At 60.5% G+C, this 14,194-nt stretch carries 15 protein-coding genes and 1 tRNA gene; 9 read left to right on the forward strand and 7 right to left on the reverse strand.

The window, feature by feature from the left end:
- The first annotated feature begins 79 nt into the window (after positions 1 to 79).
- From ACXX83_RS25450 to ACXX83_RS25480, 7 genes are all read left to right on the forward strand, one after another.
- The gene (locus ACXX83_RS25450; protein ID WP_102675668.1) at positions 80 to 508 is read left to right on the forward strand and encodes a MarR family winged helix-turn-helix transcriptional regulator; all 429 of its coding nucleotides are present in this window, start codon (positions 80 to 82) and stop codon (positions 506 to 508) included.
- A complete protein-coding gene (locus ACXX83_RS25455) occupies positions 505 to 2,577 on the forward strand; it encodes an FUSC family protein (protein WP_458549934.1) in 2,073 nt (690 codons plus the stop codon). The genes ACXX83_RS25450 and ACXX83_RS25455 overlap by 4 nt, the downstream gene beginning before the upstream one ends.
- Positions 2,574 to 2,783 (forward strand): DUF1656 domain-containing protein, encoded by a 210-nt coding sequence (locus tag ACXX83_RS25460; protein WP_007975639.1) that lies wholly within the window; start codon positions 2,574 to 2,576, stop codon positions 2,781 to 2,783. Before ACXX83_RS25455 ends, ACXX83_RS25460 begins: the two co-directional genes overlap by 4 nt.
- Entirely contained in the window at positions 2,780 to 3,667 is an 888-nt protein-coding gene (locus ACXX83_RS25465; RefSeq protein WP_458549935.1) for an efflux RND transporter periplasmic adaptor subunit, read from the forward strand. The genes ACXX83_RS25460 and ACXX83_RS25465 overlap by 4 nt, the downstream gene beginning before the upstream one ends.
- Positions 3,664 to 5,112 carry an efflux transporter outer membrane subunit gene (locus ACXX83_RS25470; RefSeq protein WP_102675672.1) on the forward strand — a complete coding sequence of 483 codons (1,449 nt, stop codon included), beginning with the start codon at positions 3,664 to 3,666 and terminating at the stop codon, positions 5,110 to 5,112. Before ACXX83_RS25465 ends, ACXX83_RS25470 begins: the two co-directional genes overlap by 4 nt.
- Positions 5,113 to 5,205: 93 nt before the next feature.
- Positions 5,206 to 5,841: a hypothetical protein gene (locus tag ACXX83_RS25475; RefSeq protein WP_015092963.1), complete on the forward strand. Its 636-nt coding sequence runs from the start codon at positions 5,206 to 5,208 to the stop codon at positions 5,839 to 5,841.
- A gap of 279 nt (positions 5,842 to 6,120) precedes the next feature.
- A complete protein-coding gene (locus tag ACXX83_RS25480; RefSeq protein WP_217836840.1) occupies positions 6,121 to 7,626 on the forward strand; it encodes a YdgA family protein in 1,506 nt (501 codons plus the stop codon).
- Positions 7,627 to 7,697: 71 nt separating this feature from the next.
- Here the strand turns inward: ACXX83_RS25480 and ACXX83_RS25485 are convergent, their stop codons facing one another.
- Entirely contained in the window at positions 7,698 to 9,227 is a 1,530-nt protein-coding gene (locus ACXX83_RS25485) for an FAD-dependent oxidoreductase (protein WP_458549936.1), read from the reverse strand.
- Positions 9,228 to 9,366: 139 nt separating this feature from the next.
- Between ACXX83_RS25485 and ACXX83_RS25490 the strand changes: the two genes are divergently transcribed.
- Positions 9,367 to 9,927, forward strand: coding sequence for a YbhB/YbcL family Raf kinase inhibitor-like protein (locus tag ACXX83_RS25490; RefSeq protein ID WP_102700138.1), 561 nt, complete (start codon positions 9,367 to 9,369; stop codon positions 9,925 to 9,927).
- 43 nt (positions 9,928 to 9,970) lie between these two features.
- Complete coding sequence (locus ACXX83_RS25495; protein ID WP_217836843.1) at positions 9,971 to 10,240, forward strand: hypothetical protein; 270 nt, start codon at positions 9,971 to 9,973, stop codon at positions 10,238 to 10,240.
- Between the two features lie 114 nt (positions 10,241 to 10,354).
- Here the strand turns inward: ACXX83_RS25495 and ACXX83_RS25500 are convergent, their stop codons facing one another.
- From ACXX83_RS25500 to ACXX83_RS25525, 6 genes are all read right to left on the reverse strand, one after another.
- Complete coding sequence (locus ACXX83_RS25500; protein ID WP_458549937.1) at positions 10,355 to 11,077, reverse strand: hypothetical protein; 723 nt, start codon at positions 11,075 to 11,077, stop codon at positions 10,355 to 10,357.
- Positions 11,078 to 11,168: 91 nt separating this feature from the next.
- Complete coding sequence (locus tag ACXX83_RS25505; protein ID WP_458549938.1) at positions 11,169 to 11,999, reverse strand: hypothetical protein; 831 nt, start codon at positions 11,997 to 11,999, stop codon at positions 11,169 to 11,171.
- 368 nt (positions 12,000 to 12,367) lie between these two features.
- Positions 12,368 to 12,697, reverse strand: coding sequence for a hypothetical protein (locus ACXX83_RS25510; RefSeq protein ID WP_458549939.1), 330 nt, complete (start codon positions 12,695 to 12,697; stop codon positions 12,368 to 12,370).
- 61 nt (positions 12,698 to 12,758) lie between these two features.
- Entirely contained in the window at positions 12,759 to 13,289 is a 531-nt protein-coding gene (locus tag ACXX83_RS25515) for a DUF5384 family protein (protein WP_217836845.1), read from the reverse strand.
- A gap of 10 nt (positions 13,290 to 13,299) precedes the next feature.
- Positions 13,300 to 13,809 carry a hypothetical protein gene (locus tag ACXX83_RS25520; protein WP_217836846.1) on the reverse strand — a complete coding sequence of 170 codons (510 nt, stop codon included), beginning with the start codon at positions 13,807 to 13,809 and terminating at the stop codon, positions 13,300 to 13,302.
- 278 nt (positions 13,810 to 14,087) lie between these two features.
- Positions 14,088 to 14,164, reverse strand: a tRNA-Arg gene (locus tag ACXX83_RS25525).
- Positions 14,165 to 14,194: the final 30 nt, after the last annotated feature.

Below are 14,194 nucleotides of genomic sequence, written 5' to 3' on the forward strand. Positions count from 1 at the left end.
CTCTCCAATGCAATATTGATAGTTAGCAAACTAACAGTGTGTATTTTCCCTCGTGCCGAACAACCTCGACGTTATCCAGATGAACATCAGCAGCGCCATGGTGGTGGCCGCCAGGCATTGGCGCAAAATCTGCCAGACCACGCTGGTCAACTATGGAATCTCCGAAGCCTGCGCCGTTCCGCTGTTGATGATCGGGCGCCTGGGTGAGGGCGTGCGCCAGGTGACGGTGGCGCAAGCCGCAGGGATGGAGAGTCCATCGCTGGTGCGCCTGCTTGATCAACTGTGCCACTCCGGTTACGTCTGCCGGACCGAAGACGCGCAGGACCGCCGCGCCAAATGCCTGAGCCTGACCGACGCCGGCCGGGAGCTGGTGCAGGCGGTCGAAGTGGAGTTGGTGCGCTTGCGCCAGGAAGTCCTGGAAGGTATTGCCCCGAGTGATCTGGAAGCTACGCTGCGGGTACTGAGAGCTTTTGAAGCGGCCACGCCGCCATCGGTGGCCAACTCTTGAACGGTTTTTTTGCAGGCATGCCCCCGGCGCGAGACTGGTTCTATGGGGTCCGCACCTTCGCCGCCTCGATGATCGCGCTGTACATCGCCCTGCTCATGCAAATGCCGCGTCCGTACTGGGCGATGGCCACGGTGTACATCGTTTCCAGCCCGTTTCTCGGCCCTACCAGCTCCAAGGCGTTGTACCGGGCAATCGGGACCTTTATCGGCGCTGCTGCGGCCGTTCTGTTCGTGCCGATGTTCGTGCAGAGCCCCTACGTGCTGGTGGTGGTGATTGCGCTGTGGACCGGCACGCTGCTGTTTCTGTCCCTGCATTTGCGCACCGCGAACAACTACGCCTTGATGCTCGCCGGCTACACCTTGCCGTTGATCGCCCTGCCGGTGGTGAACAACCCGCTGGGGGTGTGGGACGTGGCCGAGGCGCGGACTGAAGAAATCTTTCTCGGCATCGCCGTAGCGGCGGTGGTCGGTGCCATGTTCTGGCCGCGGCGCCTGGCGCCGGTGTTCAATGATTCGGTGAGCAAATGGTTTACCGATGCATCGACCTACAGCCTGCGCTTCCTCAGTCGCAACGTGCAGCCTGAAGAAGTCAGTGCGTTGCGCGCATCGATGGTCGCCACCTTCAACTCCCTGGAGTTGATGATCGGTCAGTTGCCCCACGAAGGTTCGCGTCCGCAGACGGTGCGCAATACCAAGGAGTTGCGTGGGCGGATGATTCACCTGTTGCCGGTAGTGGACGCCCTCGACGACGCGCTTTATGCCCTGGAACGGCGTACGCCCGAGCTTGTGGATAAGTTCGCGCCGTTGCTGACGGCCACCACCGAATGGCTCGGGCACAAGGATGCCGACCTCGACCGCTGGCAAGCACTGAAGGATCAACTGGAAGCCCTGCAACCCGCCTCCGAAGCGCTGGATGACCGCAAGCAGCTGCTGTTCTCCAATGCCATCTACCGTCTCGGCGAGTGGATCGATCTGTGGCAGGACTGCCGCAGCCTGCAATACGCCATCCAGTGCGAAAGCCAGGACAGCTGGCGCGCGGTGTATCGGCACTGGCGGCTGGGGCGGCTGTCCCCGTTTCTGGATCGCGGCCTGATGTTGTATTCCGCGGCTTCCACCGTCACCGCGATTATCGTGGCCTCGGTGTTGTGGATTCTGCTCGGCTGGACCGATGGCGGCAGCGCCGTGATCCTGGCGGCGGTGGCGTGCAGCTTCTTCGCTTCGATGGACGACCCGGCGCCGCAGATTTACCGGTTCTTTTTCTGGACGGCGATGTCGGTGGTGTTCGCCAGCCTTTATCTGTTTCTGGTGCTGCCCAACCTGCATGACTTTCCGATGCTGGTGCTGGCGTTTGCCGTGCCGTTCATTTGTGTCGGCACCCTGACGGTCAAGCCGCAGTTTTACCTGGGCATGCTGCTGACCCTGGTCAACACCTCGTCCTTCATCAGCATTCAGGGTGCCTACGACGCCGACTTCCTCAGTTTCGCCAACTCCAACCTGGCCGGTCCCATGGGGCTGCTGTTCGCGTTCATCTGGACCCTGATCGCCCGGCCGTTCGGGGCCGAGCTGGCGGCCAAGCGCCTGACTCGTTTCAGCTGGCGTGACATTGTCGGCCTCTCCGAGCCGGCCACGTTGTCCGAACATCGGCTGTTGGGCATAAAGATGCTCGATCGGCTGATGCAGCACCTGCCGCGCCTGGCCATGACCGGCCAGGACTCCGGCGTGGCGCTGCGGGAAGTGCGGGTGGCGCTGAATCTGCTGGACCTGCTCGCCCATACGCCACGGGTCCTCGGTGTGCCGCAGGAGCTGCTGCGCCAGGTGGTGGCCGAGGTTGGCGAGTACTTCAAGGCCTGTCTCAAGGCCGGTGAGCGCTTGCCGGCACCGAGCCCGCTGCTGATGACCCTCGACCGCACACGTCGCGCCCTCAGTGGTGCCGGCGATGACGAAACCCGTCGGCATCTGCTGCACGCCCTGAGCGGCCTGCGCCTGGCATTGTTGCCCGGCGTCGAATTCGTCGGCGCCGCCGAGCCCGAAGAACCGCTTCCCCATGGCATTGATGGAGCGCCTTTATGATCGGTGACCTGGATGTCAGCGGGGTGTTTCTGCCCACGCTGCTGGTGCTGATGGGCATTACCTATGTGTTGTACCTGTTGGTGCACGGGGTGCTGACGCGCCTGCACTTTTACCGTCTGGTCTGGCACCGGGCATTGTTCAACGTGGCCCTCTACGCCCTGCTGCTTGGCGCCGTGGACTCACTCAGTCGATACCTGATGACATGAAAAAACCCTTTCTAACCCTTGGTCGCGTGGTGCTGACCCTGCTGATCGTGAGCTTCGCCGTGGTCGTGGTCTGGCGCATGGTGATGTATTACATGTTCGCGCCCTGGACCCGCGATGGGCACATCCGTGCCGACATCGTGCAAATCGCGCCGGATGTTTCCGGGTTGATCCAGCAAGTGGAGGTGCGCGACAACCAGTTGGTCAAGCGCGGCCAAGTGCTGTTCAGCATCGATCCGGACCGCTTCAAGCTGGCACTGCGCCAAGCGACAGCGGCTGTCGCCGACCGCGAAGAAACCCTGGCCCAGGCCCAGCGCGAGGCCAAGCGAAACAAAGGTCTCGGTAATCTGGTGCCGGCTGAGCAACTGGAAGAAAGCCAGTCGAAAGTGGCCCGCGCCCAGGTGGCCTTGATGGAAGCCCAGGTGGCGGTGGACAGCGCGCAGCTCAACCTTGACCGCTCGGTGATCCGCAGCCCGGTGGACGGCTACGTCAACGACCGTGCGCCACGGACCCAGGAGTTCGTCAGCGCCGGGCGTCCGGTGTTGTCAGTGGTCGACAGCAATTCGTTCCACATCGACGGGTATTTCGAAGAAACCAAACTGAACGGCATCCATATCGGCCAGAGCGTCGACATCCGGGTGATCGGCGACAATGCGCGCTTGCGCGGGCACGTAGAAAGCATCGTCGCCGGTATCGAAGACCGCGACCGCACCAGCGGCAACAACCTGCTGCCCAACGTCAACCCGGCCTTCAGTTGGGTGCGCCTGGCCCAACGGATTCCGGTGCGAATCGCCTTCGATGACGTGCCGGACGATTTCCGCATGATCGCCGGGCGTACCGCCACGGTATCGATCATCGGCGATCAGCAACGGGAGCCGGCGCAATGAGCAAGGCCTCGGGTTTGGCGGTCGCCGGTTTGGGTTTGCTGCTGTCGGCGTGCCAGATGGTCGGGCCGGATTATCACTTGCCCGAAGAGGCGGCTGTCCATCGTCCAGATATCCAGGGCGATCTGGCGGTCGATGGCAAAACGGTGGTGTCCGCACCGGTGCCAGCCGATTGGTGGCGCCTGTACAAGGACCCGCGACTCGACCAACTGGTACAGCAGGCCATGGCCTCCAACACCGATTTGCGCGTGGCGGCGGCCAGCCTGTCGCGGTCTCGCGCTCAGGTGGATGAGGCTGAAGCGGCGGGCGGCTGGAGCGGCGGCGTGCAGATGGGCGCCCAGCGCCTGCAGGAGTCAGGCCAGGCGTTCCTGCTACCGGAAAAAGTGCCGGTGGCCAACATTGGCGACATCGGCATCAGCGCGTCCTACCAGTTCGACCTGTTCGGGACCTTGCAACGCGGTATCGAAGCGGCCAAGGCCAATGCCGATGCGACGCAGGCCGCCGCCGATACGGCACGCATCACCGTGGTGGCCGACGTGGTACGGGCCTACACCCAGGTGTGCGCGGCCAATGAAGAGCGGGAAATTGCCCAGCACTCCCTCGACCTGCAAGCGCAAAGCACCACACTGATCCAGCGCCTGCGCGATGCCGGGCGTGGCGACGAAACCCAGGTCACCCGCTCGCAAACCCAATTCAAATCCCTGCGCGCCGACATGCCGCGCTATGAGGCCTCACGTCAGGCCGGGCTGTATCGCCTGTCGATGCTGCTGGCCAAGCCGGTGGACCAGCTGCCGGCCGGCACCGCTACCTGCGACGAACTGCCGAAAATCGCACAATTGGTCCCGGTGGGTGATGGCGCCGCGTTGCTCAAGCGTCGCCCGGATGTGCGGCAGGCCGAGCGGCGACTGGCGGCCGCGACGGCCGGTATCGGGGTCGCCACGGGTGAGCTGTACCCGAATATCAGCATCGGCGCGACCATCGGTACCGTCGGTATCCTCGACGATCTCGGCGACCCGTCGACCAACCGCTGGGGCTTCGGCCCGTCGCTGACCTGGAAGGTGCCGACCAACGGCGCCCGAGCGCGCATCCGCGAAGCCGAAGCGGTGACCCAGGCGACGCTGGCGCATTTCGATGGGGTGGTGCTCAACGCGATTCGTGAAACCCAGACCAGCCTTGCCCAATACACGGCCTTGCTGCAACGCCGCGACGCCCTGGCCGATGCCGAGCAATCGGCAAAACTGGCGGCCGAACAGACCCATCGCTTCTTCCAGGCCGGCCGCGAATCGTTCCTGGCTGACCTGCAAGCGACCCGCACCTACACGGATGTCACGGCGCAATTGGCCGCTGCCAACACCCAGGTAGCCGCCAGCCAGATCGATTTGTTCCTGGCGTTGGGCGGCGGCTGGGAAAGCGGACGAACGCAAGCGTCGAACTCCGGCAAACCCTGAGGCCGTTGCTATGCTTTGAAGTGTTGGAAAGGCGCCTTGTGCAAAGCGCCCTTTCTTCGCACAAGGCTCGCGCAGGTCAGGGGGAAACCAACAATGAAAAACCCTTATGCTCTTGGCTTCTGGTGCGCCATCGTGGCGTTGGTGCTGCTGTCGGCCACCTATTTCTACGGCGTCATGCTGGCCCACCAGATCGACAAGGCTCTGGTGTTCCTCGACAGTGCCGTCGCGTTGATAGCCGTGATGTCCGTTGCGGTGGTGGCCTGGGCGTCGGTCCAGAATCAGCGCATCAAAAAAAGACAACTCGAACAAGGCAAGACCCTGGTCCTGATCTGGGATACCAAGGTGGCGTTGCGTCGTGTCGAAACAGTGTTCGACCGCTATTTCTGGGGCAGTTACTGGCAACCGGGTCGCACGTTTCAGGAGGTCATGGGCGAATTGACCGGCACGCCGCTGGAAAAAAGCCTCGAAACCCTGAAAAAACAATGCCTGGCGCTGGACCGGCAAGTGGCTGACGACGATCGGCACTGGCTCAGCAATGCCCGGGAGCTGGCCGATGTCGCCACGGCCATGGCCCGTGAACGTTATCAACTGGACGTCTGCGACCCACGCGCGGAAGTGACGGGCGGAGCGGTGATCAACCGCGACTTCGAAGTGCTGGTGTACACCTGGACGGCGCGGCTTAAAAGCTTTGATCATCAACTCGATGAGATCGAAGTCCAGTATTCCTGATTTTGTGTTGGCAAGACTGACGCTTTCGCGAGCAGGCTCGCTCCCACAGGAGTACGCATTCCAATGTGGGAGCGGGCTTGCTCGCGAAGGCGATTGAATGCACAGCGAAAAATTCGAACCCTGAGATCCCCCAAGACACTCCTTCACCTTTAATCATTGGGCCGTTCGTCGCGCCTGATGCTAATCTGCTTTCCACTTTCAGCACAGTCGAGCCGCAACCCGTCATGGGTTCAGGGAAGACGACCACACTTTCAACAACGGACATTGAACGGGTCATACATGAACAAATCAGCAGGCGTGCTACTGGGAATTGTTGTCGCAATCGGTGCCATCAGCGCAGGCGGTGCCTGGTTCACCGGCACCAGGCTCGAAGGTGTGTTGAACTCCTCGATTGCCGATGCCAACAAGGAGCTGCAAGCGGCCATGGTCGGTTCCAACGGCACCGCTTCGCTGGAACTGGTGTCGCTGGAGCGTCATGTATTCAGCAGTACTGCGCACTATCGTCTCAAGGGCGAAGGTGAAATGTTCGGCGAAGCACCGGTCGAGCTGCTGTTTGTCGATCACATCGAACACGGCCCGTTGCCGTTCTCGCGGCTGATGTCGCTGAAGTGGCTGCCGGTCCTGGCGACCAGTCACTACGAACTGGAAAAGACCCCGCTCACCGAGAAGTGGTTTGCCGCCGCCAAGGACAAGTCCCCACTGACTGGCGTGGTCAACATCGGCTATGACAACGCCACCAATGGCACCTTCGAGTTGCAGCCACTGGAAATGGCGCTGGATGACCAGTCGAGCATGAAATTCTCCGGCCTGAGCATGGACGTCGACGCGAGCGCCAAGGCGCAGAAGGTCAAGGCCACCGGCTACATGGACAGCCTGAAAGTGACCACTGTTTCTGAAGACCAGGCACCGGTGCAGGTTGAGTTGAACGGCCTGACCCTGGCCAGCAACCTTACCAAAAGTACCTACGGTTTCTATGTCGGCGAGAACGTCCTTGAACTGGCCAGCGGCAAATCGACTTTTGGCGTCAAGCAGTCGGTGCTGGACTTCAAGAAATTCGAGATGAAAAACCTGACGGAAGAAAAGGGCAGCAACGCTTCCGGGCGTGCCGATTACAAAGTTGGCGAAGTGTCCCTGAATGGCAAGACCATCGGTTCCGGTGCGCTGACCATGAGCGTGAAGAACCTCGACATTCCGGCCACGATGTCGTTGATGCAGGTCTACCAGAGCAAGCTGCAGCCGTATGAGCGTGCGGCGGCCGAAGCGGTGGAAGCGGGCCTGCCGGCACCGGAGCTGAAACTGACCGAAGCCGAGGAAGCACTGCTCAAGTCCAGCCTGGAAAAACTGCTGGCGGCCGGTCCGCAGGTGGCCCTGGAAAACCTGTCGTTCAACACGGCCAACGGTGAGAGCCGCGCCAACATGGTGCTCAACCTGACCAAGCCACAAACCATCGACCTGCCGACCGATCAACTGGTCAGGCAGTTGATCGCGTTGCTGGACTTCAAACTGAAAGTGTCCAAACCCATGCTGGTCGATGTACTCACCGTGCAGTCGCAAATCGACGGTCAGACCGACGCCAAGCTGATTGCCGATCAGGCCACCGCCACCGCAGACATGTTCGGCAGCATGGCGGTCGGCAGCCAACTGGCAAAACTGGACGGCAACAATATCGTCACCAACTTGCATTACGCCAACAATCAGGTGGACTTCAACGGCCAGAAAATGACCGTCGAAGAGTTTGCCGGTTTTGTCATGAGCAAGTTTGCGGAAACCGGCGCCACCGAATAACGGCGGCCGTTTATACAGTAACGCCCGGCCTCTGCATCACGCAGGTGCCGGGCGTTTTGCTGTCCGCCCCCCTAGGGAACGTCACGGATCAGGCGCCATGCCTCTTCCCAGGGCAACGGTTGCTTCATCCGCTCGGCAAGCATCGCCATGGCCCGGTCCATCTCGCAGGCTAGCGCCGCGGACACCACGCCATTTTTTCCGAACAGGCCTATGAAGGGCGGATCGTAAGGGTCGCCCTTGAACTCGACTTCGTCCCAGGCCTCGGCGTGCCCGAGGTAGTCGTAGGTCTTGCCGAAATGCCAGGTCCAGAAAAACGGCACGTCGAGGTAATGCTCGTCCCCGCCCAGCATATTGGCCGCTGCGATTCGCGCCTGCTGTTGGGCCAGTCGCCAGTGTTCGATGCGCACGTATTGGTTGTTCAGCGGGAAGGTGGCGATATCGCCAGCCGCCCAGAGGCCGTCGGCCACGCGCATTGCGCCGTCGACACGCAGCGACTGATCCTGTTCTTTCGCCAGCCCGGTGAAGGCGGCGGTGGCCGGCGTGACGCCAATGCCGACCAGCACCAGATCGGCCGCCAGGCGTTGGCCGTTGTCCAGGCGCACGGCTTCGACCTTGTCCGTTCCTTCGATCTGCGCCGCATTGCCCTGGGTATGAAACATCACGCCATGGGCTTCATGCCGCGCGCGAATGGCCTTGCCGACCGTTTCGCCGAACTGTTTGGCAAAAGGCACTGAGTGGCGGGCCAGCACAGTCACGTGCAGGCCAAGCTGGCGCAGGGACGAGGCGGACTCCATGGCAATGAAACTGTCGCCGATGATCACCACCCGTTGGCCGGCGCTGGCGCTGTGCAGAATCTGCTGCGCATGGGCTCTGGAGCGTAAAACGAACACCTGCGGCAAGTCGGCGCCGGGCAGCGTCAACGGCTTGGGTATGCCGCCGGTGGCCACCAGCGCGGCGTCGTAGGTCAGTGATTGGCCGTCAGTCAGCCGCAGTGTGCGGTTTGATGCGTCCAGGCTGGCCACTTCGCCCTGCAGGCGCTCGATCCGCTGCTCGCGGTAAAACGCCTCGTCGCGCAGCGGCGGGACTTCCTGCGGCGGCATTTCCCCGGCGATCACGTATTTGCTCAGCGCAGTGCGGTCGTATCCGGCATCGGCTTCGCGGTCGATCAACAGCACCCGGCCACCGAAGCCTTTCTCGCGCAACGCCGCTGCTGCCGCCGTGCCTGCCGCGCCAGCGCCGATAATAATGAAGGTTCGTGGATCGTCGGCCGGTGGCGTGTGGGCGTCCGATAACGGCTGGTCGCCGACCCAGATGTCGCCGTCACGGACTTCGAGGGGATAGCGCTTGAGACTGTCCAGGGCTGGCGGTTCACACAGCCCGCCATCCTCGATCCGAAACTGCGCCTTGTGCCACGGACAGGTCAGGCGACCGTTGCATACCGCACCGTCAGCCAGCGGGGCGACGGCATGGGGGCATTCGGCCTGATAAGCGCGAAGTTGCTCACCGGCCCGCAACAGTAGAATCTTGCTGCCCTGGACTTGCACTTCCAGACCCCGGTCTTCGGGCACATTGGTAACACGCGCAACGCGATGCAGAGTCATGATTGCTCTCCAGACAGACGTTTACTTATGAGTCTGGTGCTTATCGCGAGGTTCAGCCAATTCCCCGCTGCCACGGCGTGAACGGTCCGGCTATAGTTTGCACGCCGACGACGGCCCAATACGCACAAGGTGCTCCGGTATGACCCGATTGACCTCAATCAACGCTTGGCTCGCAGCCGCCGCTGTCGCCCTTTGCGTGCAGTTCCCGGCGCAGGCCCAGGAACGCTTCACCCTGAACATTCCCGGAGTTTCCGATGACCGTCTGTTCACCTCGGCCGCTGCGAGCGATTCCGCGGGTTGTGGCGGACACAACATTTCCCCGGCATTGAACTGGAACACCGGCCCGGCCGCCACCCAAAGCTACGCCATCGTCATGCACGACCCGGACGGCCAGAAAGGCCAGGGCATCGATCAGTGGGTGCATTACGGCATCAAGGCCGGCACCCACCAGATCCCGGCCGGTGCCGGAAGCAAACCCGGCCTCGAGGGCGTTGGCGGTACCAACAGCCAAAACACCACCGGCTACATCGGCCCTTGCCCACCCGTTGGCGACAGCGCGCACCACTACATCATCCAGATCTACGCCCTGGACCTGGCCCCGGACGCCTTGCCCGCCGGCCTGACCCGTGCGCAGCTGCTGGAAAAAATCAAAGGCCACGTCCTGAGAAACAGCAGCGTGGTACGGCGCTATCACCGCTAAAGACTGATTTGCAGCAAACTGAAGTGCGCAGCATGGCGGGGATTTGGCATCCACCCCCGAAAGCGCGCACTATCAGGTCATAGCCGATGCGTTGGAGGATGCCGTGGCAAAAAAAATCGACCGCATCGCCCAAATGCTCAACTGCCCGCAAAAGGGTGAAGAACTGCGGCGAGCGATTACCGAGAGTCGCAAGGATTTTCTGCTGAACCAGCCGGAAGAAGATGTTGTTGAAGACGACGACCTTGAAGAGGAGCTTTTCGAGGACGACGAGGACGATGATGAGTACGACGAGTTCGACTGGACGACGGAGTAGTCATTTGGTGCCGTTTGATCGCACAGGGTAATCCAGCGCCAAATGACCGATTTACTGGCTCAACACAGGCTGGGGGAAACGAGACGTTTCGCCCAGCCTGATTCGCTTGTGCCTTCAGACCTCTTCCCAGCGCTTGCGCAGTGTCCTGATCAGGGCATTGCCACGCAGAGGCCGGCCATCCGGCCCACATAGCGCAACCGACCCAATCGGCAGGCCGAAGACTTCCTCTATTCGCAAACGAATGCTACTGACCTTGGCGTCCGAGCGTGCGGCTCGATAACGTGCTGCCTTTCTGCTGACGGCCACGACCTCGTCGTCCAGCTCTTCCTGTTCCTCAGCTTCCCAATCTGCCTCTTCTTCCTCGAACGCCTCCTGGTCGCTGTCTGCGTCCACAGCTTCGCTGGTTGCTTCTTCCTCTCTCTGTACATGGGAGTACCAGGTGCTGGCGTCTTCTTTTTCCCACACCAAGCCATCCTCGACGTGGAATGTCCGCACAGCTGCTGAGGACGGTACGTAATCGCTGTAGCGGGACTTCACCCCTGGTAAGCGCTCAAAGCCAGCACCCAGTGCCATCAGTACTTTTTGGGGGCCGGCTACCAACAGGAACTCAGACCAGCAGGGTTCGCGGAAATTGACACTGACCGAGCCATACAAATAAAGAGTGGCTCGCAGCGTCGAGTCGTCCGCGGCCAATCTGGATAAGACCTCCATCACGGTGCGATAAATACTGCAGCCAGCGGCCTCAACGCTTTGCGAGTCCACCTCGACGGTCGGGAGTGGGTTCTTGCTGTTGACGAACGCCAGTTCGGTTACCGATTTTTTGATCATTTCATCCATCCCTTGAACCATTACAGTGGCTGGTGAATGCCAGCCGGAGGGTTACTTCCTGAGACAGCCCTGAGGCCCACGGGCGTACCGTTGGGGCGCATCACACGGGCTGAACCTTTGCCTTCTCTAGAACCTCTCGAGCTTTACGCACCATCAAGTCGAAGCGGTCTACCAGTTCAGTCATCACGTCCAGTGTGTCCGCTTCCTCTTCACTGTCGTGAGTCTCCAGCAGCTTGCCGATGCACTCCACAACGGCTGGCGACCAACATTTGTCTTCCTCGGCCACCTCCATCAGTGCGCGCAAGGTATTGAGTCCGCGCTGGCCACCCGACATGATCGCTTCGGCCTCTTTGTCAAAACCGGTCTGCTCCGCTTTCGAGAGATCCAGGACGAAAGCCTCCTCCTGCGTCTCGCTCGTGGCCTGCGCCTCTGACTCGCCCTCTGTCTGCGCCACCGTCACCAGCTCGTCAATAAACGCCTTGGCCTCGTGACTGAGGAACTGCACGGTACTCAAGTGGGTATTGCGCTTGGGCGCCTGAGGAAGAAAGAACAGAACCTGTTCACCTTCACCCAGGACCGTATCGCTCCACTCCCGGAGGGTATGTCCGTACGACAATCGCGGATAGTTGATACGCGGATACAGACGTTCCACGACTTCGTCACTCAAGGAGTCCGGATCGACCAGTACGCCGTATTTACGCAACAAGTCGAAGGTGACTTTCGAGCGCCGAGTCAATAGATCACGGTCTACGCCCTTGTTGCACTCCCCGGCCTGGACGCGCTGAGCGGCCAACAGCGTGCGGTTATCCAGGACGCCAACCAGATCGCCCAAGGCCTGCTCGGCACTGATGCCCTCTGAAGGCACCCATTGGGCAAGAATGGACTGTGCACTGGATAAAGCCTCGGCAATGGTTTGGTTGGCGCTGGGCATGGAAAGTCCTTTTAAAAAATGATTCTGGAAATGAGAGGGTGATAAAGCGCTAGTGGCGAATTGATGGCTGTCTGCGCAGATGGTGCAGGGATACGGTGCTCAGGGCAAGTAGGTGCGCATCGTTGGGGGGTTGAACGATTTCCATGCGTATCGACGCGCTGGGGGACAGGCGGTCTGGAGTTGAGCCTACGCATTCAGGCCGATCTGGAAAGGGCCAAAGTGTCGATTGAGCGTAGCTAGCCAATGTGCTCATTCGCGCATTATGGCGCCTGGCATTTCGGTGAAATGCCAGGCGAGGGCGTGCGCGTGGTAGTTAGCCAGGGCCAGGCAAAAGCCCTGATGTGCTGCGTCTGGCGTACTAACCGGTGTCAGAGCCCGTTGGGGAGAAACTTGGTTGCGCCGCTGACATCATCGATTTTCTTGATGCGAAAGGCTTTCAGGCAAGTTTCGTCGCGGGTGTTGGTGTCGGAGCAATATTGCTTGATGAAATCGGCAATGATCATGTCCTGACCATTAACGGTGAGGACGCGCTTGTAATATTCACCATTGATGCCTTGGGCTTGGCGGCTGTCAGTCATCTCCTGATCCACCACCAGGCGTCCGTGCAGGTCGACTGCTGGAACCTGGGCTTTGGGATCTTCTTTGGAGCAGGCGCTCAGGAGCAGGCCTGCGGCAATCAGCGTACATAAACGCAGCATAGGAATTCATCTCTGATAACGGATGCCCCGGACCAGGGTCCGGGGCAGATCGATAGGAAGATTACTCGCCGAACAAGCGGCTGGAGCGATTGACTTCAGCCTTGCCGGCATCTTCCAGCAGGGACTTGGTGCCGGAGGTCACATTGCGTGCCGAGTCGGCTTCAGACTGGATCACGTCGGTGCGTGCCGCGCTGTCACGCAACTCCGCATCGATGTAGTCGTTGGCGCGTGCGGTGCGCGCGCGTTTCGCCTGCAGTGCCAGGCGGCGCTCTTCCAGCTCCAGTGCGCGTAGCTCGTCTTCGTAGCCTTCTTCACGGGTTTGAACACGCTTGTGTTCAAGTTCCTGTGACTTGCGCTGCTCAAGAGCCCTTTGCTGCGCCGCTTGCTGTGCCGCTGCCCGTTGCCGACGATCAGCAGCGATACGAGCATCCTCGCGTGCCCGTTCGGCTGCCGCCTGACGGACGCGTTCGGCCTGAGCGGCTGCTTCAGTCTGTTTGGTCTGCTGTTCGATTTGATACAGGCTGTCGAACTGGTTTGCCAATGCCGGCATGGCCAGCAGTGCGAGGACGGAGCCCAGAACAATAGGTTTCATGTCCGACCCCTTAGCTTTTCTTGGGTTCTGGACAGGTCGCATTCGGCTGAATGCGTGTTTCGTTGGAGATCGTCATCACCATCAGGGAGATTTCGCCAACCTTGAACTCACAAGGGCGACCCACCTGGGCAGACGTGTAGATCTTGCCGCTTTCGGAATAACCAATCAGCACACCCGGTACCAGGGTGGTGTCATTGACCATCGAACCTGCCATGGCGCCTGCAGCGCCACCGGCTACACCGCCGACAATGGCCGTGTCAGTGTTCTTCGTGTTGCCCAGTGCGGCACCACCGATCAGACCCAACACCCCACCCGCCATCATGGCGGCTTTTTTGTTCTTTTCGTTGCTGACTTTTATCTTGCTCGGCGAAATCGTAAGGATTTTGACGGTTTTAGCTTCCTGCTGGCTGTTTACCTGGCTGGCGTCGAATACATCTGCTTGATACTCCTCACCGGACGTTTGGCAACCAGCAAGAACAGCAGCAATCGAAAGCACCAGGCAGCGTTTTAACATCATCATTTCCAATATCTCTATGAGCTTAAGAAATCCCGAGCGGGACAATCCATTGTGATTTGAGGCAATGTGCCACCATTCTAATCAAACTGAAGAAGGTAAGGCCAAGAAAAGTTTGGAGCGAGGGGGGATCGGGAGTACCAGGCAGGAGCCGGGAAGCACGTTGTAATGCGCGACGTTTGGGGGGAGTTTCTCTAGAAGGATGACTGCATCCATGACGGCGAACACACGTCCACAAAAAAGCCCCAGACCCATAAGGCCTGAGGCTTTCTCGTTACAACGTATGGTGCACCAGGCGGGATTCGAACCCACGACCCCTGCCTTCGGAGGGCAGTACTCTATCCAGCTGAGCTACTGGTGCAGCGGGCGCCATGATACTCATATGCATTGC

It is taken from the genome of Pseudomonas sp. GNP012, from assembly GCF_054343835.1.

Excerpts from the sequence above, each read along its gene's own strand:
- ACXX83_RS25510 (WP_458549939.1), bottom strand. The coding sequence starts at position 12,697 with ATGCTGCGTTTATGTACGCTGATTGCCGCAGGCCTGCTCCTGAGCGCC.
- ACXX83_RS25505 (WP_458549938.1), bottom strand. The coding sequence starts at position 11,999 with ATGCCCAGCGCCAACCAAACCATTGCCGAGGCTTTATCCAGTGCACAG.
- ACXX83_RS25450 (WP_102675668.1), top strand. The coding sequence starts at position 80 with ATGAACATCAGCAGCGCCATGGTGGTGGCCGCCAGGCATTGGCGCAAA.
- ACXX83_RS25460 (WP_007975639.1), top strand. The coding sequence starts at position 2,574 with ATGATCGGTGACCTGGATGTCAGCGGGGTGTTTCTGCCCACGCTGCTG.
- ACXX83_RS25485 (WP_458549936.1), bottom strand. The coding sequence starts at position 9,227 with ATGACTCTGCATCGCGTTGCGCGTGTTACCAATGTGCCCGAAGACCGG.
- ACXX83_RS25470 (WP_102675672.1), top strand. The coding sequence starts at position 3,664 with ATGAGCAAGGCCTCGGGTTTGGCGGTCGCCGGTTTGGGTTTGCTGCTG.
- ACXX83_RS25480 (WP_217836840.1), top strand. The coding sequence starts at position 6,121 with ATGAACAAATCAGCAGGCGTGCTACTGGGAATTGTTGTCGCAATCGGT.
- ACXX83_RS25465 (WP_458549935.1), top strand. The coding sequence starts at position 2,780 with ATGAAAAAACCCTTTCTAACCCTTGGTCGCGTGGTGCTGACCCTGCTG.
- ACXX83_RS25515 (WP_217836845.1), bottom strand. The coding sequence starts at position 13,289 with ATGAAACCTATTGTTCTGGGCTCCGTCCTCGCACTGCTGGCCATGCCG.
- ACXX83_RS25490 (WP_102700138.1), top strand. The coding sequence starts at position 9,367 with ATGACCCGATTGACCTCAATCAACGCTTGGCTCGCAGCCGCCGCTGTC.
- ACXX83_RS25500 (WP_458549937.1), bottom strand. The coding sequence starts at position 11,077 with ATGGATGAAATGATCAAAAAATCGGTAACCGAACTGGCGTTCGTCAAC.
- ACXX83_RS25475 (WP_015092963.1), top strand. The coding sequence starts at position 5,206 with ATGAAAAACCCTTATGCTCTTGGCTTCTGGTGCGCCATCGTGGCGTTG.
- ACXX83_RS25520 (WP_217836846.1), bottom strand. The coding sequence starts at position 13,809 with ATGATGATGTTAAAACGCTGCCTGGTGCTTTCGATTGCTGCTGTTCTT.